18 protein-coding genes are annotated in these 18,167 nt (G+C 66.2%); 12 read left to right on the forward strand and 6 right to left on the reverse strand.

The window, feature by feature from the left end; all coding sequences use genetic code 11:
• Positions 1-297 precede the first annotated feature (297 nt).
• Positions 298-522, forward strand: coding sequence for a hypothetical protein (locus ACODS9_RS19635; RefSeq protein ID WP_102685483.1), 225 nt, complete (start codon positions 298-300; stop codon positions 520-522).
• Positions 523-590: 68 nt separating this feature from the next.
• On the opposite strand, the gene ACODS9_RS19640 is transcribed toward ACODS9_RS19635, so the two are convergent.
• The 4 genes from ACODS9_RS19640 to ACODS9_RS19655 all read right to left on the reverse strand — a co-directional run bounded on the left by ACODS9_RS19640 (position 591) and on the right by ACODS9_RS19655 (position 4,253).
• Positions 591-1,001: a PA2817 family protein gene (locus tag ACODS9_RS19640; RefSeq protein ID WP_023630023.1), complete on the reverse strand. Its 411-nt coding sequence runs from the start codon at positions 999-1,001 to the stop codon at positions 591-593.
• Positions 1,002-1,181: 180 nt separating this feature from the next.
• Positions 1,182-3,629: an acyl-CoA dehydrogenase gene (locus ACODS9_RS19645; protein WP_489094546.1), complete on the reverse strand. Its 2,448-nt coding sequence runs from the start codon at positions 3,627-3,629 to the stop codon at positions 1,182-1,184.
• Positions 3,630-3,777: 148 nt separating this feature from the next.
• Entirely contained in the window at positions 3,778-4,017 is a 240-nt protein-coding gene (locus ACODS9_RS19650) for a DUF3077 domain-containing protein (RefSeq protein ID WP_046856549.1), read from the reverse strand.
• Positions 4,014-4,253, reverse strand: a complete 240-nt coding sequence (locus tag ACODS9_RS19655) for a hypothetical protein (RefSeq protein ID WP_046856548.1) — start codon at positions 4,251-4,253, stop codon at positions 4,014-4,016. The genes ACODS9_RS19650 and ACODS9_RS19655 overlap by 4 nt, the downstream gene beginning before the upstream one ends.
• Before the next feature lie 508 nt (positions 4,254-4,761).
• Between ACODS9_RS19655 and ACODS9_RS19660 the strand changes: the two genes are divergently transcribed.
• The 3 genes from ACODS9_RS19660 to ACODS9_RS19670 all read left to right on the forward strand — a co-directional run bounded on the left by ACODS9_RS19660 (position 4,762) and on the right by ACODS9_RS19670 (position 7,227).
• Positions 4,762-5,385, forward strand: coding sequence for a glutathione S-transferase (locus ACODS9_RS19660; RefSeq protein WP_046856547.1), 624 nt, complete (start codon positions 4,762-4,764; stop codon positions 5,383-5,385).
• Positions 5,386-5,518: 133 nt separating this feature from the next.
• Positions 5,519-6,451, forward strand: a complete 933-nt coding sequence (locus ACODS9_RS19665) for an ABC transporter ATP-binding protein (protein WP_489094547.1) — start codon at positions 5,519-5,521, stop codon at positions 6,449-6,451.
• Positions 6,448-7,227: an ABC transporter permease gene (locus ACODS9_RS19670; protein WP_489094548.1), complete on the forward strand. Its 780-nt coding sequence runs from the start codon at positions 6,448-6,450 to the stop codon at positions 7,225-7,227. The genes ACODS9_RS19665 and ACODS9_RS19670 overlap by 4 nt, the downstream gene beginning before the upstream one ends.
• Here the strand turns inward: ACODS9_RS19670 and ACODS9_RS19675 are convergent.
• Complete coding sequence (locus tag ACODS9_RS19675) at positions 7,111-7,767, reverse strand: DUF2062 domain-containing protein (RefSeq protein WP_367856706.1); 657 nt, start codon at positions 7,765-7,767, stop codon at positions 7,111-7,113. The genes ACODS9_RS19670 and ACODS9_RS19675 overlap by 117 nt on opposite strands.
• A 144-nt stretch (positions 7,768-7,911) precedes the next feature.
• Between ACODS9_RS19675 and ACODS9_RS19680 the strand changes: the two genes are divergently transcribed.
• From ACODS9_RS19680 to murB, 8 genes are all read left to right on the forward strand, one after another.
• Positions 7,912-10,122 carry a DNA internalization-related competence protein ComEC/Rec2 gene (locus ACODS9_RS19680; protein WP_489094549.1) on the forward strand — a complete coding sequence of 737 codons (2,211 nt, stop codon included), beginning with the start codon at positions 7,912-7,914 and terminating at the stop codon, positions 10,120-10,122.
• 123 nt (positions 10,123-10,245) lie between these two features.
• Positions 10,246-10,881, forward strand: coding sequence for a MotA/TolQ/ExbB proton channel family protein (locus ACODS9_RS19685; RefSeq protein WP_046856543.1), 636 nt, complete (start codon positions 10,246-10,248; stop codon positions 10,879-10,881).
• Positions 10,878-11,312: an ExbD/TolR family protein gene (locus tag ACODS9_RS19690; protein WP_023632003.1), complete on the forward strand. Its 435-nt coding sequence runs from the start codon at positions 10,878-10,880 to the stop codon at positions 11,310-11,312. The genes ACODS9_RS19685 and ACODS9_RS19690 overlap by 4 nt, the downstream gene beginning before the upstream one ends.
• Positions 11,312-12,322: a tetraacyldisaccharide 4'-kinase gene (lpxK, locus tag ACODS9_RS19695; RefSeq protein WP_489094550.1), complete on the forward strand. Its 1,011-nt coding sequence runs from the start codon at positions 11,312-11,314 to the stop codon at positions 12,320-12,322. The genes ACODS9_RS19690 and lpxK overlap by 1 nt, the downstream gene beginning before the upstream one ends.
• Positions 12,323-12,355: 33 nt before the next feature.
• Complete coding sequence (locus ACODS9_RS19700; RefSeq protein WP_003247142.1) at positions 12,356-12,541, forward strand: Trm112 family protein; 186 nt, start codon at positions 12,356-12,358, stop codon at positions 12,539-12,541.
• Positions 12,538-13,302: a 3-deoxy-manno-octulosonate cytidylyltransferase gene (gene kdsB, locus ACODS9_RS19705; RefSeq protein ID WP_401110017.1), complete on the forward strand. Its 765-nt coding sequence runs from the start codon at positions 12,538-12,540 to the stop codon at positions 13,300-13,302. Before ACODS9_RS19700 ends, kdsB begins: the two co-directional genes overlap by 4 nt.
• Positions 13,302-13,766, forward strand: a complete 465-nt coding sequence (locus ACODS9_RS19710) for a low molecular weight protein-tyrosine-phosphatase (RefSeq protein WP_038705674.1) — start codon at positions 13,302-13,304, stop codon at positions 13,764-13,766. The genes kdsB and ACODS9_RS19710 overlap by 1 nt, the downstream gene beginning before the upstream one ends.
• The gene (murB, locus tag ACODS9_RS19715) at positions 13,763-14,782 is read left to right on the forward strand and encodes a UDP-N-acetylmuramate dehydrogenase (RefSeq protein WP_489094551.1); all 1,020 of its coding nucleotides are present in this window, start codon (positions 13,763-13,765) and stop codon (positions 14,780-14,782) included. Before ACODS9_RS19710 ends, murB begins: the two co-directional genes overlap by 4 nt.
• Before the next feature lie 107 nt (positions 14,783-14,889).
• On the opposite strand, the gene rne is transcribed toward murB, so the two are convergent.
• Positions 14,890-18,123 (reverse strand): ribonuclease E, encoded by a 3,234-nt coding sequence (gene rne, locus ACODS9_RS19720; protein WP_489094552.1) that lies wholly within the window; start codon positions 18,121-18,123, stop codon positions 14,890-14,892.
• Between the last annotated feature and the right edge of the window lie 44 nt (positions 18,124-18,167).

Genomic DNA, 18,167 nt, shown 5'->3' on the forward strand with positions numbered 1-18,167 from the left:
CACGACCTTGCCAAGGTCGGGGTCGCGAGTTCGAGTCTCGTTTCCCGCTCCAAATTGAAAACGCCACTTCGTTTGAAGTGGCGTTTTTTTTTGCTCGTATGGTTGGTTTTTGGGGCGAGCTGGCTCGGCATACCTATCAATTTTACTAGTTGGCTAATGTCGTCTGGAGGCGTACAACGGCATGGTGCTACTCGTTACGAGCCCGATGTTCGTTCGTACTCGCTCCATCAGTTTACTCTGTCAGGGGAGAATGTTGGGCGCACCTGATTCCATTCTCCCTTGAACAAGGAAGGAGCAATGACCGTGACGATCGGAAAGACGGATTTGGAAGTCCAGCTGGAGATATGTAAACGGGCGGTCGATGCGTGGAGGCGTTATGAAGAAAGTAAAGGGCAGCACCCCCCTTCGCAGGTAGAGCGACTTCGACTGGAAGCCGAGTTCTTATTTTCTTCGGCGCATCATTTTTTTGGGGACAAGGCTAGTATTTCCCCTGACTTGCTAGATCGTGATTTGTCAGAGTGAGTTCACTTGCCCTGCTATGGCGATTGGGGTTCCCGGCCCAGATCAGGCCGGGATGCATCTATACCAGATCAGTGAATATCACCCTGAGCAGGTTTGGCTAGCAGTTGCTTTTCTTGATGCCAATCAAACGCTTCACCGCTCTGCTCTGCTTCGTACCGGCGCTCTTCTAGCGTCTGGTAAAGCTCCAGCTCTTCATCCGGCATGAAGTGCAGGCAATCGCCACCAAAGAACCACAGCAAATCACGCGGCACCAGGTGGGCGATCTGCGGATAGCGCTGGATCACCTGGCAGATCAGGTCCTGGCCCAGGTATTGGCTTTGCAGCGGGTCCTGCGGCAGCAGGGTGAGCAGTTCGTCGAAGCGCTCGAGGAACAGGGCGTGGCTTTCCTCCGGGACCTGTTCGGCTTCACCCAGCGCAGCCAGGATGGTGCGCAGGTGGTGGAGCAGTTGCAGGTGGTATTCCAGGTGGGGGTTGGCCATGGCGGCGCTCCTCGGTGGTTGAAACGGGGGGCGGAGTATACGCCGGTTTTGCATAGGCTGGCAGCGTAGCCGCCTGTGCTGGCCTCATCGCGGGGCAAGCCGCATCGGCGCACCGCCGCTCCCACGCCAAATGTGCGATTGGTGGGAGCGGGCTTGCCCCGCGATACAGTCGATGAATGTTCAGCGCACTTTGCCTGCCTCGGGCAATAGCACTTCCTTGTCGAACGCATCCACATCGATAACTACCCGGCGTGCCTGCTCGGCTTGATGCAGGCGCTGGCCTTCCTCCGCCTGCAGCACACCCGCTTCGATGGCGGCGTCGATCACCGATTGCCCGGCTGCCGCCTGCACCTTGCCTTCCTTGACCGCCTGATGCAGCGCCTTGTGCAGCGGGGCCACATCGTCCAGCAGGTCACAGGCCGTCTGTAGCGCGGCCACCGGGTCGCCTTCGGCCTGAGGCCTGAAGCAGCCCTCCAGCACTGCTTCCAGCGCCGGGTCGCCTTTGCCCCGGCCGATCAGCGCCGCCACCTCGGCATCCAGCTCATCGCTTGGTCCGGTATGCCTGCGGCCAAATGGGAACACCAGCACGCGCAGGGCGCAGCCGATGAAGCGGTTGGGGAAGTTGTCGAGCAGCGCGGCGAGCGCCTTTTCCGCCTGGCCCAGGTTTTCCTCCAGCGCCCAGCGCAACAACGGGCGCAGGTGCTCGGGCGAGCCCAGATCGTGGTAGCGCTTGAGCGCGGCGCTGGACAGGTACAGGTAGCTGAGCACATCGCCCAGCCGGGCGCTCAGGCGTTCGCGGCGCTTGAGCGCACCGCCCAGCAGCATCATCGACAGGTCGGCCAGCAGGGCGAAGGCCGCCGCCTGGCGGTTGAGGGCGCGGAAGTAGCCTTGGCTCAGGGCGTCGCCCGGGACCTTCTCGAAATGCCCCAGGCCCAACCCCAGCACCAGGGTGCTGGCGGCGTTGCCGGCGGCGAACAGGATGTGCTGCATCAGCAGGTCGTCGAACTCTTTGAGCGCCTGGTCATGGTCCTCGCGCCCCGCCAGGGCCATTTCCCTGAGCACGAACGGGTGGCAGCGGATGGCGCCCTGGCCAAAGATCATCAGGTTGCGCGAGAGAATGTTGGCGCCCTCGACGGTGATGAAGATCGGTGCGCCTTGCCAGTTGCGACCCAGGTAGTTGTTCGGGCCCATGATGATGCCCTTGCCGCCGTGCACGTCCATGGCGTGCTGGATGCATTCGCGACCGCGCTCGGTGAGGTGGTACTTGAGGATCGCCGACAACACCGAGGGTTTTTCGCCCAGGTCCACGGCCTGGGCGGTGAGCAGGCGGGCGCTGTCCATCAGCCAGGCGTTGCCGCCGATGCGCGCCAGCGACTCCTGGATGCCCTCGAAGGCGGCCAGTGGCACGTTGAACTGTTCGCGCACCCGGGCGTACTGGCCGGTGACCAGGCTGGTGTACTTGGCCGCGCCGGTGCCGACTGCGGGCAGGGAGATGGAGCGGCCCACCGACAGGCAGTTCATCAGCATCATCCAGCCCTTGCCGAGCATTTCCTGGCCGCCGATCAGGCAGTCCAACGGCACGAACACATCCTTGCCGCTGTTGGGCCCGTTCATGAACGCCGCGCCCAGGGGCAGGTGGCGTTGGCCGATTTCCACGCCCGGCAGGTCGGTGGGGATCAACGCCAGGCTGATGCCCAGCTCGGCCTGCTCACCCAGCAGGTGCTCGGGGTCGTAGGCCTTGAAGGCCAGGCCCAGCAGGGTGGCCACCGGGCCGAGGGTAATGTAGCGCTTCTCCCAGTTCAGGCGCAGGCCGATGACTTCCTCGCCTTGCCACTGGCCTTTGCAGATGACGCCGGTATCGGGCATGGCGCCGGCGTCGGAGCCGGCCAGGGGGCCTGTGAGGGCGAAGCAGGGGATATCGTCGCCGCGGGCCAGGCGCGGCAGGTAGTGGTTGCGTTGCGCCTCGGTGCCGTAGTGCAGCAGCAGCTCGGCCGGGCCCAGGGAGTTGGGCACCATCACCGTGGAGGCCAGGTCGCCGCTGCGGGTGGCCAGTTTCATCGCCACCTGCGAGTGGGCGTAGGCCGAGAAGCCCTGGCCACCGTATTCCTTGGGGATGATCAGGGCGAAGAAGCCGTGCTGCTTGATGAAATCCCAGGCCTGCGGCGGCAGGTCGAGGTCCTGGCCGATCTGCCAGTCGCTGACCATGGCGCACAGTTGCTCGGTGGGGCCGTCGATGAAGGCCTGTTCTTCCTCGCTGAGCTTGGGCGCGGGGTAGTCGAGCAGGGTGTCCCAGTCGGGGCGGCCGCTGAACAGGTGGCCGTCCCACCACACGGTGCCGGCATCGATGGCTTCGCGCTCGGTGGGTGACATCGGCGGCAGGGTGCGCTGGAACCAGCTGAACATCGGCGCGGTGAACAGTTTGCGGCGCAGCTCCGGCAGGGCGAAGAAGGCCGCCTTGGCGGCGATCACCACCCAGATCAGCGCCAGCAGCCAGCCTGGCGCGGTGCTGAAGATGCCCATCAGCAGGGTATAGGCGGCGATGGCCGCGAGGATCTGCAGGGGCGCCAGGCGCCGGTGCAGGAGATACGCGGCGCCAAGCACCAGGACCAGCAACCACAACAGCAACATGATTCTTCCTCCTTGGAAGCGGGCGTTAGGCCAACCCACAGAGCTTAGACGCGCCGGGGTGGATGGCCTGCTTAGAAGACTGACCGGGTTCTGTAGCGGGAGTTCGGTGGTGTTGATGGATCCCGGGGCCGCAAAGCAGCCCCGGGGATCATTTGCTTCTGTTCAACCCCAGCTCCATGTCATCGATCAGCGCCTTGGCCATGGCGCTGAGGATGCGCGCCGAGCTGCCGGCCAGCAGGTCGCCCTCCATTTCCGCCTCGCAGGTCAGGTGGCGAATGCAGCCGAGCAGCACCGACAGCTCGCTGAAGGCATCCTCGAAGGTAACGCCCGGCTCGATCTTGAACAGGTCCAGGCAGGTGGTGCGGCCTGCGGTATGGCCGCGGCTCATGGTTGCACCTGTGGCTTGTGCTCGAGCAGGGCGCAGGCGAGCTGGCCGAGGTAGTCGCTGGCGGTGAACAGGCGGTCCTGGGTTTCGCCGGGCTCGGTCTTGAAGTAGATGTCGAGGACGTCGGAAATGGCGGTGGCCACTTCGACGGCGGCGGACATGGCTTCTTCGCGGGTGAGGGTGGGGCGGATGCTGATGAAGGGGGCGAGGCGGGGTGGGTCTGGGACGATTTTTTTCATGGTAGAGAGTCCTATGCGGTCATTGAAACCGCCATTCAGGTCCTTTCTCACGAGGTCAGGGTGGCGGCCGTGTACGAGGTGAGAAAACCGGGACATAGGACAAACCCGGTCAGACCGAAGTCTGCCCGCACACGGCCACCATGACGAAGCCGCTGGTTGTCATATGTAGTCGGGTTTCTCACGCCCGGTCACCAAATGTGGCGACCCGGTGAAGGTATCCCCGGGGTATTTCTCCGACAACGCGGCGGCTTCCGGCAAGCGCGTAGGATAGTTCCCAAGCTTTGCTGGCTGAAGCATTTGGTTTCAGGTTCGGAGATATCTGACAGATCGCGGGGGCGCTGCGCGCCCCTTTCGCCGGCAAGCCGGCTCCCACAGGGCCTGTACGCGCCTGCTCTTTGTGGGAGCCGGCTTGCCGGCGATAGTGCTGCGCAGCGGCCCCCGGTTTCACTGGCACCGCCCAACGCTTGGAGTAGACTGTCCCACCTCCCGCATTCATAAGGACGTTGCCATGCTGAAGATCTGGGGCCGCAAGAATTCGAGCAATGTGCGCAAGGCGTTGTGGATCGCCCACGAGCTGGGCCTGGACTTCGAGTCCATCGATGCCGGCGGCGCCTTCGGCGTGGTCAACGAACCGCACTACCGGGCCCTGAACCCCAACGGCCTGGTGCCCATGCTCGAAGACGGCGACCTGGTGCTGTGGGAGTCCAACACCATCGTGCGCTACCTGTGCGCCGAGTACGGTGCAGAGCAGGGCTGGTACCTGGACGACCCGCGCCAGCGCGCCCTGGCGGACAAGTGGATGGACTGGACCACCTCGTCCTTCGCCGGCCCCTTCCGCCCGCTGTTCTGGGGCCTGCTGCGCACCCCCGAGGACCAGCGCGACTGGGTGGCGATCAACGCCGCGCACAAGCAATGCGCCCAGTTGCTGGCCATCGCCGACGAGACCCTGGCCAAGCAGCCGTACCTCTCGGGCGAGCAGATCGGCATGGGCGACATCCCCCTGGGCAGCTTCATCTACGCCTGGTTCGAAATGCCGATTGAACGCCCGGCCATGTATCACCTCGAAGCCTGGTACGAGCGCCTCAAGCAACGCCCGGCCTACCAGGCGGCGGTGATGACCGCCCTGACGTGACGCCACTTCGATAGTCACTATCGATACATGTGACTGTACTTGTGCGGCCGGGCCTTGCACCATGGCCGCACTCACTGCGCCAGTGTCTTTGCCTGGCGTGTCCCGAACCTTTTTCATCGGTACCTGACCCGCCATGAGTTCCGCCCTGTCCATTCGACAGCTGACCAAGACCTACGGCAACGGCTTCCAGGCCCTCAAGGGCATCGACCTGGATGTTGCCGAAGGCGACTTCTTCGCCTTGCTCGGCCCCAACGGCGCCGGCAAGTCCACCACCATCGGCATTCTCTCGACCCTGGTGAACAAGACCAGCGGCACGGTCAACGTGTTCGGCAACGACCTGGACCGGTCGCCCGCGGCGCTCAAGCGCTGCCTGGGCGTGGTGCCCCAGGAGTTCAACTTCAACCAGTTCGAGAAGACCTTCGACATCGTCGTCACCCAGGCCGGCTACTACGGTATCCCGCCCAAGGTGGCCAAGGAGCGCGCCGAGCAGTACCTCACGCAGCTGGGCCTGTGGGACAAGCGCGACGTGCCTTCGCGCTCGCTGTCCGGTGGCATGAAGCGCCGGCTGATGATCGCCCGGGCGCTGATCCACGAGCCGCGCCTGCTGATCCTCGACGAACCGACTGCGGGGGTGGACATCGAACTGCGCCGTTCGATGTGGAGCTTCCTCACCGAGCTCAACCAGAAAGGCATCACCATCATTCTCACCACTCACTACCTCGAAGAGGCCGAGCAGCTGTGCCGCAACATCGGCATCATCGACCACGGCACCATCGTCGAGAACACCAGCATGCGCCAGCTGCTGGGCAAGCTGCATGTCGAGACCTTCGTCCTTGACCTGCGCCACGACCTGCCCGCCGCGCCTGAGCTGCAGGGCTACCCGTGCCGGCTGATCACCCCGCACACGCTGGAGGTGCAGGTGGACAAGGACATCGGCATCACCGCGCTGTTCGGCCAGCTGGCGCTGAAGAGCATCGAGGTGCAGAGCCTGCGCAACAAGACCAACCGACTCGAGGAGCTGTTCGTGTCCCTGGTGGAAAAGAACCTGTCGAAGGTGGCCGTATGAGTGTGGAACTGCGCACCAACTGGGTCGCCCTGAACACCATCGTCTACCGCGAAGTGCGGCGCTTCCTGCGCATCTGGCCGCAGACCCTGCTGCCGCCGGCGATCACCATGGTCCTGTACTTCGTGATCTTCGGTAACCTGATCGGCCGGCAGATCGGCGACATGGGCGGCTTCACCTACATGGAGTACATCGTGCCGGGGCTGATCATGATGTCGGTGATCACCAACTCCTATGGCAACGTGGTATCGAGCTTCTTCGGCAGCAAGTTCCAGCGCTCCATCGAGGAGCTGATGGTGTCGCCGGTGTCGCCGCACACCATCTTGATCGGCTATGTGCTGGGCGGCGTGTTGCGTGGCTTGGCAGTGGGGGTGATCGTGACCTTCCTGTCGCTGTTCTTCACCCATCTGCAGGTGCACCACCTGGGGGTGACGGTCATCGTGGTGCTGCTGACCGCGACCATCTTCTCGCTGCTGGGCTTCGTCAACGCGGTGTTCGCCCGCAACTTCGACGATATCTCGATCATCCCGACTTTCGTGCTGACACCGCTGACCTACCTGGGCGGGGTGTTCTACTCGATCAACCTGCTGCCGCCGTTCTGGCAGACCGTGTCGCTGGCAAACCCGGTGCTGCACATGGTCAACTCGTTCCGCTACGGCATCCTAGGGGTGTCGGATATCAGTATTGGCACGGCGATCAGCTTCATGCTGGTGGCCACCGCGGTGCTCTACCTGCTGTGCGTGCGCCTGCTGGTCAGCGGCCGCGGCATGCGCGCCTGAGCCCCCTGAACTCTGGGTGGGGGTGGCGGCGCAGCGACACTGGCGCCGGCGCCACTGCCGGCCCACCCACCAGCGCCAGTAGCCCATGGTGGTGAAGTAGGCGAGCACGCCCAGCACCACCCCGCACACCACCGAGCCGAGCAGGAACGGTTGCCAGATCGTCGCCAACTGCTCGGTGACCCAGTCGACGGTGATCGACTCGGGCAGCGTGCGTGGCGGCACCTGCAGCAGCCAGGCACCGGTCATGTAGGTGACGAAGAACACCGGCGGCATGGTCAGCGGGTTGGTCAGCCACACCAGGCTCACCGCGATCGGCAGGTTGCCGCGCACGGGAATGGCCAGCGCGGCGGCCAGCAGCATCTGCATGGGGATGGGAATGAGCGCGGCGAACAGGCCGACGCCCATGGCCCGCGCCACCGAATGGCGATTCAGGTGCCAGAGGTTGGGGTCGTGCAGCAGCTTGCCGAAGAAGCGTAAGGATTTATGTTCGCGGATGCTGGTCGGGTCCGGCATGTAGCGTTTGAACAGACGGCGCGGCATGTGGGCTCCCGGCAGGGTTGAAGGGCGTCAGTATGCCCTGATTGAAACGCAGCCTCGTTCAGAGTTTGTGACAATTGATTAGCAGGGTTTCCCCGCCAATCGGCTAAGCCTCAGGGGTCGTGATCGCTTCTGGAGCTCTATCTCATGCGCACAGGGATGCTGGCGCTGGTGCTCGGGCTGTTGAGCCTGCGCTTTTTGCCCGTTTTGCCGCCGGTCGGGTGGCTGATTCCGTTGCTGTTGCTGGCCTTGGCCTGTCTGCGCACGCGGGCCTGGCCGCTGGGCTGGTTCGTGCTGGGTGGCTGCTGGGCCTGCTGGTCGGCGCAGCAGGCGCTGGATGATCGCCTGGCCCCGGCGCTGGATGGGCGCACGCTGTGGTTGGAGGGGCGGGTGGTGGGGCTGCCGACCCGCACGGAGCGTGGCGTGCGTTTCGAGCTGGAGCATCCTGAGTCGCGCCGGGCGCAATTGCCCAGGCGCCTGCAACTGAGCTGGTTCGCCGGGCCCGAATTGCGCGCCGGTGAGCGCTGGCGCCTGGCGGCAAATTTGCGCCAGCCCCACGGGCTGCTCAACCCCCATGGCCCGGACCGCGAAGCATTGTTGTTGGCCCGGGGTATCGGCGCCACCGGCTCGGTCAAGGCCGGCGAGCAGGTCGGGCAGGCTGCGGTGGATTGGCGCGATGCCGTGCGTCAGCGGTTGATGAACGTGGATGCCCACGGCCGCGAGGCGGCGCTGGCGGCCTTGGTGCTGGGCGATGGCGCCGGGCTGGCCCGCGAGGACTGGCAGACCCTGCAGGCCACCGGCACGGTGCACCTGTTGGTGATCTCCGGCCAGCATATCGGGCTGTTGGCCGGGCTGGTGTACGGCCTGGTCGCGGGCCTGGCGCGGCTGGGCGCCTGGCCATCGCGCTGGCCATGGCTGCCCTGGGCTTGTGGCCTGGCCATGGCCGCGGCATTGGGCTACGGCTGGCTGGCCGGCTTCGGCGTACCGGTGCAACGGGCCTGCCTGATGCTGGCGGTGGTGTTGCTCTGGCGCCTGCGCTTCAGGCACCTGGGGGCAGCATTGCCGTTGCTGTTGGCGTTGTCGGGGGTGTTGCTGATCAATCCCTTGGCCAGCCTGCTGCCGGGTTTCTGGCTGTCGTTTGCCGCGGTTGGCGTGCTGATGCTGTGCTTCTCTGCCCGGCTCGGCGCCTGGCGGCCCTGGCAGGCCTGGAGCCGTGCCCAGTGGGTAATCGCCGTGGGCCTGTTGCCGGTGCTGCTGGCGCTGGGGTTGCCGGTCAGCCTGACGGCGCCGCTGGCCAACCTGCTGGCGGTGCCCTGGATCAGTTTCGCGGTGCTGCCGCTGGCCTTGCTTGGCACGGCGACGTTGCCGCTGCCTGGGGTGGGGGAGGGGCTGCTGTGGCTGGCGGGGCTTTCGCTGGATGGGCTGTTTCGCCTGCTGGCGCAGCTTGCGGGGCAGTTGCCTGCATGGCTGCCCGAACCGTTGCCGCTGTGGGCCTGGCTGTTGGTCGCGTTGGGCGCGCTGTTGGTGTTGCTGCCTCGGGGCGTGCCGTTGCGCTTGCCGGGCGCGGTGATGCTGCTGGCCTTGTGGGCGCCGCGCGAGCAGGTGCCCCTTGGGCAGGTGCAGGTGTGGCAGCTGGATGTCGGCCAGGGCCTGGCGGTGCTGCTGCGTACCCGTCATCACGCGCTGCTGTACGACGCCGGGCCTGCGCATGGGGACAGCGACCTGGGCGAGAGCGTGGTGCTGCCGACCTTGCGCAGGCTGGGGGTTAGGCACCTTGACCTGATGCTGGTCAGCCATGGTCACGCCGATCATGCCGGCGGGGCAGCGGCGGTGCGCCGGGGGCTGTCGGTGACGCGGGTGCTGGCCGGAGAGGTTGCCGGGCTTGCGCCTGCCGCGCTGTGCGAAAGTGGTGAGCGCTGGCGCTGGGATGGGGTCGATTTCGAGCTGTGGCATTGGCCGCAAGGCACGTCCAGCAACGACCGTTCCTGCGTGCTGCGGGTGGTGGCCAATGGCGAGCGCCTGCTGCTGGCCGGCGACATGGAGGCCGCGGCGGAGCGGGCTTGGCTGGCGGCCAGCGAGGATCCGCGTGTCGATTGGCTGCAGGCGCCGCACCACGGCAGCCGCACGTCGTCCACCGAACCGTTCATCAAGGCGCTGGCGCCACGCGGGGTGATGATTTCGCGGGGACGCAGCAACGGCTTCGGGCATCCGCATGCGCAGGTGATCGAGCGCTATCGGCGGCATGGGGTGCAGGTGCATGACACGGCGCTGGCGGGCGCGCTGGAGTTGCGCCTGGGGCGCCAGGGTACGGTGGTGGAGGGGCGTGCGCAGCGCAGGTTCTGGCGCGAAGGCAAATGACGCTATCGCGGGGCAAGCCCGCTCCCACGTTGCCATGCGATGGGCGATTCCCTGACCTCCGGCAGATGAGCCCCAGGCGCTCCTATGGTAGAGTGGCGGCCTTTTTCCGAGGGGATGCTTACTGTGTGGGAATTGGTCAAGTCCGGCGGCTGGATGATGCTGCCGATCATCCTGAGCTCCATCGTCGCCATGGCGATCGTCGTCGAGCGCCTGTGGACCTTGCGCGCCAGCCGTGTCACCCCGCCGCACCTGCTGGGCCAGGTATGGATGTGGATCAAGGACAAGCAGCTCACCGGTGACAAACTCAAGGCGCTGCGCGCCGATTCGCCGCTGGGCGAGATCCTCGCCGCGGGCCTGGCCAACTCGCGCCATGGCCGCGAGATCATGAAAGAGTGCATCGAAGAGGCTGCCTCGCGGGTCATCCACGAGCTGGAGCGCTACATCAGCACCCTCGGCACCATCGCCGCCATGGCCCCGCTGCTGGGCCTGCTGGGCACCGTGCTGGGCATGATCGACATCTTCAGCGCCTTCATGGGCTCGCAGATGACCGCCAACGCCGCGGTACTGGCCGGCGGTATCTCCAAGGCCCTGGTCACTACCGCGGCCGGCCTGATGGTCGGTATCCCGGCGGTGTTCTTCCACCGCTTCCTGCTGCGCCGCATCGATGAGCTGGTGGTGGGCATGGAGCAGGAGGCGATCAAGCTGGTCGAGGTGCTGCAGGGCGACCGCGAAGTGGAAGTGGCCGGAGGCAAGGCGTGAAGTTCCGGCGCAATCGCCAGCGCGAGAACGTCGACATCAACCTGGCGTCGTTGATCGACGTGGTGTTCGTGCTGCTGCTGTTCTTCGTGGTCACCACCACCTTCACCCGCGAGACCCAGCTGCGTGTCGAGCTGCCTGAAGCAAGCAGTGCCGCGCCCGCGCAGCCCGATGATGGCAAGCTGATCGAAGTCACCATCAGTGCCGATGGCGTGTATTCGGTCAACAACCACCTGCTGCCCAAGAGCGACCTGGCCACCCTGACCGAAGCCATCGAGAAGGAGTCTGGCGGTGACATCACCCTGCCGCTGGCGATCAGCGCCGATGGCAAGACCCCGCACCAGGCTGTGATTACCGCAATGGATGCGGCCGGCAAGCTCGGCTTCAGCAAGTTGCGCATGACCACCGTCGAGGCCGCGCAGGGCAATCCCTGATGGCCTTCGCCGACCGTCTGCTCGCCGCCTGGTATGCCGGGCACCCGGCGCTGGCCCTGCTGCGCCCGCTGGAGGCGCTGTATCGTCGTGTGGTGACGCGCAAGCGTGCGCGCTTCCTCAGTGGCATCAGCCCCAGCTACCGCGCCCCGGTGCCCGTGATCGTGGTGGGCAATATCACCGTGGGCGGTACCGGCAAGACACCGATGATCCTCTGGCTGATCGAGCACTGCCGCCGGCAGGGGCTGAAGGTCGGCGTGGTCAGCCGTGGCTACGGCGCCAAGCCGCCGCAGTATCCCTGGCGTGTCGCCGCCGACCAGCTCGCCGATCAGGCCGGCGACGAGCCTTTGCTGATCGTCCAGCGCACCGGCGTGCCGCTGGTGATCGACCCCGACCGCTCCCGCGCCGTGCAGGCGCTGCTGGCCAGCGATGCGCCGGACCTGATCCTGTGCGACGACGGCATGCAGCATTACCGCCTGGCCCGCGACCTGGAGCTGGTCCTGATCGACGCCGCCCGTGGCCTGGGCAACCGTCGCTGCCTGCCTGCCGGCCCGTTGCGCGAGCCCGCCGAGCGCCTGGCCGAGGCCGACGCGGTGTTGTTCAATGGCGCCGAGGCTGACCGCGACGACGGCTTTGCCTTCCGCCTGCAGCCGTCGGCGCTGATCAACCTGCACAGCGGTGAGCGCCGCGAGCTCGACCTGTTTCCCGCTGGCCAGGCGCTGCACGCCGTGGCCGGCATCGGCAACCCGCAACGTTTCTTCAACACCCTGCTGGGGCTAAACTGGCAGCCGGTGCCGCACCCCTTTGCCGACCATGCGCCGTATAGCCGCGAAGTGCTGTCGTTCAGCCCGCCGCTGCCGTTGGTGATGACCGAGAAGGATGCGGTGAAATGCCGGCCGTTCGCTGCCGACGACTGGTGGTACCTGGCGGTCGACGCCGTACCCTCGCAGGCGTTCGTCGCCTGGTTCGACGCCGAGCTCGATCGCCTGCTGCCTGGCCGCCCCCGGCCCTGAGCCTTTTTCAATTTCCGTTTCAAGGAAGCTCCCATGGACACCAAACTGCTCGATATCCTGGCCTGCCCGATCACCAAGGGCCCGCTCAAGCTCAGCGCCGACAAGACCGAGCTGATCAGCAAGGGCGCGGGCCTGGCCTATCCGATTCGCGATGGCATCCCGGTGATGCTGGAAAGCGAGGCGCGCACCCTGACCGACGACGAGCGCCTGGACAAATGAGCCTGGACTTCACCGTGGTGATCCCCGCCCGGCTGCGCTCCACGCGCCTGCCGGGCAAGCCGCTGCTGGCGATCGCCGGCAAGCCGATGGTCCAGCATGTGTGGGAGCAGGCGCGCAAGAGCGGCGCCAGCCGCGTGGTCATTGCCACCGACGATGCCAGCATCGTCGAGGCTTGCCAGGCGTTCGGCGCCGAAGTACTGCTGACCCGCGCCGACCACGAGTCGGGCACCGACCGCCTGGCCGAGGTGGCTGCCCAGCTGGGCCTGGCCGCCGATGCCATCGTGGTCAACGTGCAGGGTGACGAGCCGCTGATTCCGCCGGTGATCATCGACCAGGTGGCGGCCAACCTCGCCGCGCACCCCGAGGCCGGCATCGCCACCCTGGCCGAGCCGATCCACGCGCCGGAAACCATCTTCAACCCTAACGCGGTGAAGGTGGTCAGCGACAAGAACGGCCTGGCCCTGACCTTCAGCCGCGCCCCATTGCCATGGGCCCGCGACGCGTTTGCCAAGGACCGTGAGCGCATGCCCGAAAACGTGCCGTACCGCCGCCATATCGGCATGTACGCCTACCGCGTGGGCTTCCTTCAGGACTTCGTCGCCTGGGGCCCATGCTGGCTGGAGCAGACCGAGTCGCTGGAGCAGTTGCGTGCCCTGTGGCACGGCGTGCGCATCCACGTTGCCGACGCCATCGAGGCCCCGGCCGTGGGCGTGGATACCCCTGAAGACCTGGAGCGCGTGCGGCGCTTGCTGGAGGCCTGATGCGCGTTCTGTTCGTCTGCCTCGGCAATATCTGCCGCTCGCCGACTGCCGAAGGCGTGCTGCGCCATCAGCTCGAGGCCGCCGGCCTCGGTGACGTGGTGCACGTCGCCTCCGCCGGTACCGGCGACTGGCATGTCGGCAAGGCGCCCGACAGCCGTACCTGCAAGGCCGCGCTGGCCCGCGGCTACGACCTGTCGCGCCAGCGCGCCCAGCAGGTCAAGGCGGCGCATTTCGCCGAGTACGACCTGGTCCTGGCCATGGACAAGAGCAACCTCGGCAACCTGCAGGCCCTGCGCCCGCACAACGCCACGGGCGAGCTCGACCTGTTCCTGCGCCGTTATGGCGCGGCCCTGGACGAAGTGCCTGACCCTTACTACGGCGGTGCCGAAGGTTTCGAGCAGGTCCTGGATCTGATCGAGGCGGCGTGCCGTGAGCTGGTCGTGGAAATCAAGGGGCGGTTATGACGGCGAACTGGCAGGAGCGGGTATCGCTCAAGCCCTACAACACTTTCGGCATCGACGTCAGTGCCCGTTATTTCACCCAGGCCCATGACGACGACGAGGCCCGCCAGGCACTGGCCCAGGCCGCTGCGCGGCAGGTGCCGGTGCTGGTCATTGGCGGTGGCAGCAACCTGCTGCTGTCTCGCGATGTCGACGCCCTGGTGCTGCATATGGCCAGCCGTGGGCGGCGCCTGCTCAGCGACGACGGCGAGCGTGTGGTGGTCGAGGCCGAGGCTGGCGAGCCCTGGCATCCGTTCGTGCAGTGGAGCCTCGAGCAGGGTCTGTGCGGGCTGGAGAACCTCAGCCTGATCCCCGGCACCGTCGGCGCTGCGCCGATGCAGAACGTCGGCGCCTATGGCGTGGAGATCAAGGACGTGTTCGCCGGCTTGACCGCGCTGGACCGCGAGACCGGCGAGCTGCGTGACTTCTCGCTGGAGGCGTGCGGCTTCGGTTATCGCGACAGCCTGTTCAAGCGCAATCCGGGCCGCTGGCTGATCCTGCGCGTGCGCTTTGCGCTGAGCCGGTCGTTGCAGGCGCACCTGGACTACGGCCCGGTGCGTCAGCGCCTGGCGGAGCAGGGTGTCGAGCAGCCGACCGCGCAGGCGATCAGCGATGCGATCTGCAGTATTCGTCGGGAAAAGCTGCCGGATCCGGCTGAGCTGGGTAACGCCGGGAGCTTCTTCAAGAATCCTGTGGTGCCTGCTGCGTTGGCCGAGCGCATTCGTGCCGAGCATCCTGGCGTGGTGGCGTATCCGCAGGCCGACGGCCAGGTGAAGCTGGCGGCCGGCTGGTTGATCGAGCAGGCGGGGTGGAAGGGGTATCGCGATGGCGATGCCGGTGTGCACCGTTTGCAGTCGCTGGTGCTGGTCAACTACGGCCAGGCGAGCGGGGCGCAGTTGCATGGGCTGGCTCGGCGGATCCAGGCGGATATCCTTGAGCGCTTTGGGGTCGAGCTGGAGATGGAGCCGAACCTGTACTGACTCTATCGCGGGGCAAGCCCGGATCACCAGTAGAGCCGTTACCATGCCGGCAAAGAAAAAGCCCCGCCAGTTCGCACTGGCGGGGCTTTTTCATTCAGCCGAGGCTATCAACCGTGATGAGGCTTGTGCTCATCGGCGGTCTCCAGCGCTTGCGCAGGGGCGGCTTCGGCAGCGGCCTGGGCGGCAGCGGCGGCTGCAGCTTCGGCTTCGCGCTTGCGGCGACGCACTTCACGTGGGTCGTTCGGGGCGCGGCCGTTGGCCAGCATCGCCGAAGGCGCTTCGACCGGGGTCGGTGCTTCCTCGGGCGCCTGCTCGGCAACGATTGGCGCAGGCTCGGCGGCAGGTGTTTCAGCCACTTCCGGCTGGGCCTCGACCACTGGCTCGACGACCGCTACAGGCTGCTCGGCTACCGGGGCTTCGACCACGGTGGCTTCGACTACCTGCGGCTGCTCGATTTCACCGGCTTCCACGGCAGGGGCTTCCAGCACCTCGGCGACGACGGCAGGCTGCTCGGCAGGGGCTTCTTCGACCACTGGCTGCGGCGCTACTTCGACCACCGGTTCGATGCTCGGCTCGACGGCGACCACTGGCTCGCTGACCGGTTGCTCGACCACCGGGGCGATGGCGACCTGCTCGGCCACGACCTCGGTGATTTCCACCTGGGTTTCGGCGACAGCGGCGCTGGCGCGCTCGGCCTGCTGGTTGGCTTGGGCTTCGGCATCGGCGCTGATGTTGCTGGTGGCAACGGCGGCGATGACGGCAGTGCCGGCGGCCAGTTCAGCGCCCAGCTCGGTGGCCTGGTGCTGTTGTGGCTGCTGCTCTTCGCCGGCGTCTTCGTCGCCTTCGATCAGCTCGCCATTGGCATTGCGCTGGCGCTCACGACGGTTGCTGCGACGACGCTGGCCACGGGAGCGGCGGCGCGGACGCTCGCCATCGGCGCCTTCCTGCTCGTCCTGCAGCAGTTCGTCGTTCGGCAGTTGCTCTTCGGCGAGCTCGGCGGCCTGTTCGACGGCCTGCGCCTCAGGGCGCAGCTGGCGCTCTTCACGCGGAGCGCGTTCTTCACGTGGCGCACGCTCTTCACGAGGGGCGCGTTCTTCACGCGGTGCACGCTCTTCACGTGGTGCGCGTTCTTCACGCGGTGCACGCTCTTCGCGTGGGGCGCGTTCTTCACGTGGCGCGCGCTCTTCGCGAGGGGCACGTTCTTCGCGAGGGGCACGTTCTTCACGTGGTGCGCGCTCTTCACGGGCTACACGTTCCTCACGTGGCGCACGCTCTTCACGCGGGGCGCGTTCTTCGCGGGCGGCCGGGGCCGGTGCGGCATCCAGGGGCTCACGCAGTTCACGCACGCGCTCTTCACGGTTGCCACGGCGGTCTTCGCGCGGCTGGCGCTGACGCTCTTCGCGTGGGGCGCGTTCTTCACGCGGTGCACGCTCTTCGCGTGGCTGGCGCTCTTCACGCGGGGCGCGCTCGCTGCGTTCTTCACGCGGCTTGCGGTCTTCCTCGCGGCGGCCATTGCGGTTGCGGCTCTGCTGGCGACCGTTGCGGCGCTCTTCGTTGCGTGGCGAACGCTCGGTGGCCGGTTTTTCGGTGGTGACGGCCGGTGCGGCGGCAGGCTCTTCCTTGCCGGCGAACAGGCTGACCAGCGACTTGACCAGGCCCTTGAACAGGCTTGGCTCCGGTACGCTAGGCGCCGCTGCCACGGGGGCGGCTGGCTGCTCTTCGACGGCGGCCGGTACCGGTGCGTTGGCGCGGGCCGGCGCGGTCTTCACCGCGGCTTCCTGGCGTACCAGGGTGCGGGTGGCGGTCGGCAGCGGCGCTTCTTCGGTCTCGGCCGAGGCGATTTCGTAGCTGGACTGGTTGTTCAGCACGTCCGGGTTGTCGTCGCGCAGGCGCTGGACTTCGAAGTGCGGGGTTTCCAGGTGGTCGTTCGGCAGGATGATGATGCGCGCGCGAGTGCGCAGTTCGATCTTGGTGATCGAGTTGCGTTTCTCGTTGAGCAGGAAGGCGGCCACCGGGATCGGTACCTGGGCGCGCACCTCGGCGGTGCGGTCCTTCAGGGCTTCTTCCTCGATCAGGCGCAGGATCGCCAGCGACAGCGACTCGACGTCACGGATGATGCCGGTACCCGAGCAGCGCGGGCAGACGATGCCGCTGCTCTCGCCCAGCGATGGGCGCAGGCGCTGGCGGGACATTTCCAGCAGGCCGAAGCGCGAGATGCGGCCGACCTGCACACGGGCGCGGTCGGCCTCGAGGCATTCGCGCACGCGTTCTTCGACGGCGCGCTGGTTCTTCGCCGGGGTCATGTCGATGAAGTCGATGACGATCAGACCGCCGATGTCACGCAGGCGCAGCTGGCGGGCGATCTCTTCGGCCGCTTCCAGGTTGGTCTGCAGGGCGGTTTCTTCGATGTCGCTGCCCTTGGTGGCGCGCGCCGAGTTGATGTCGATGGAAACCAGGGCTTCGGTCGGGTCGATCACGATCGAGCCGCCGGACGGCAGGTCGACAACGCGCTGGAAGGCGGTCTCGATCTGGCTTTCGATCTGGAAGCGGTTGAACAGCGGCACGCTGTCTTCGTACAGCTTGACCTTGCTGGCGTACTGCGGCATCACCTGGCGGATGAAGGTCAGGGCTTCTTCCTGGGCGTCGATGCTGTCGATCAGCACTTCGCCGATGTCCTGGCGCAGGTAGTCGCGGATGGCGCGGATGATGACGTTGCTTTCCTGGTAGATCAGGAACGGCGCGGTACGGTCCAGCGAGGCTTCCTTGATGGCGGTCCACAGCTGCAGCAGGTAGTCGAGGTCCCACTGCATTTCTTCGCTGCTGCGGCCAAGGCCCGCGGTACGCACGATCAGGCCCATGTCGCCCGGAACGGTCAGGCCGTTCAGTGCTTCACGCAGCTCGTTGCGCTCTTCGCCTTCGATGCGGCGGGAGATGCCGCCGGCGCGCGGGTTGTTTGGCATCAGCACCAGGTAGCGGCCGGCCAGGCTGATGAAGGTGGTCAGGGCGGCGCCTTTGTTGCCGCGCTCTTCCTTCTCGACCTGGACGATGACTTCCTGGCCTTCGCTCAGGACTTCCTTGATGTTGACCCGGCCTTCAGGGGCTTTCTTGAAGTATTCGCGGGAGATTTCCTTCAGCGGCAGGAAGCCGTGACGTTCGGAGCCGAAGTCGACGAAGGCGGCTTCAAGGCTGGGCTCGATCCGGGTGATCTTGCCTTTGTAGATGTTGGCCTTTTTCTGCTCACGGGCACCGGACTCGATGTCCAGGTCGTAGAGGCGTTGGCCGTCCACCAGGGCTACACGCAACTCTTCGGGTTGAGTTGCGTTAATCAGCATTCTTTTCATGTTGTACCGTCGGTTTCCGGGCTGCCGGAAACGGCGTTCGGCAC

The organism is Pseudomonas sp. FG36 (assembly GCF_057809275.1).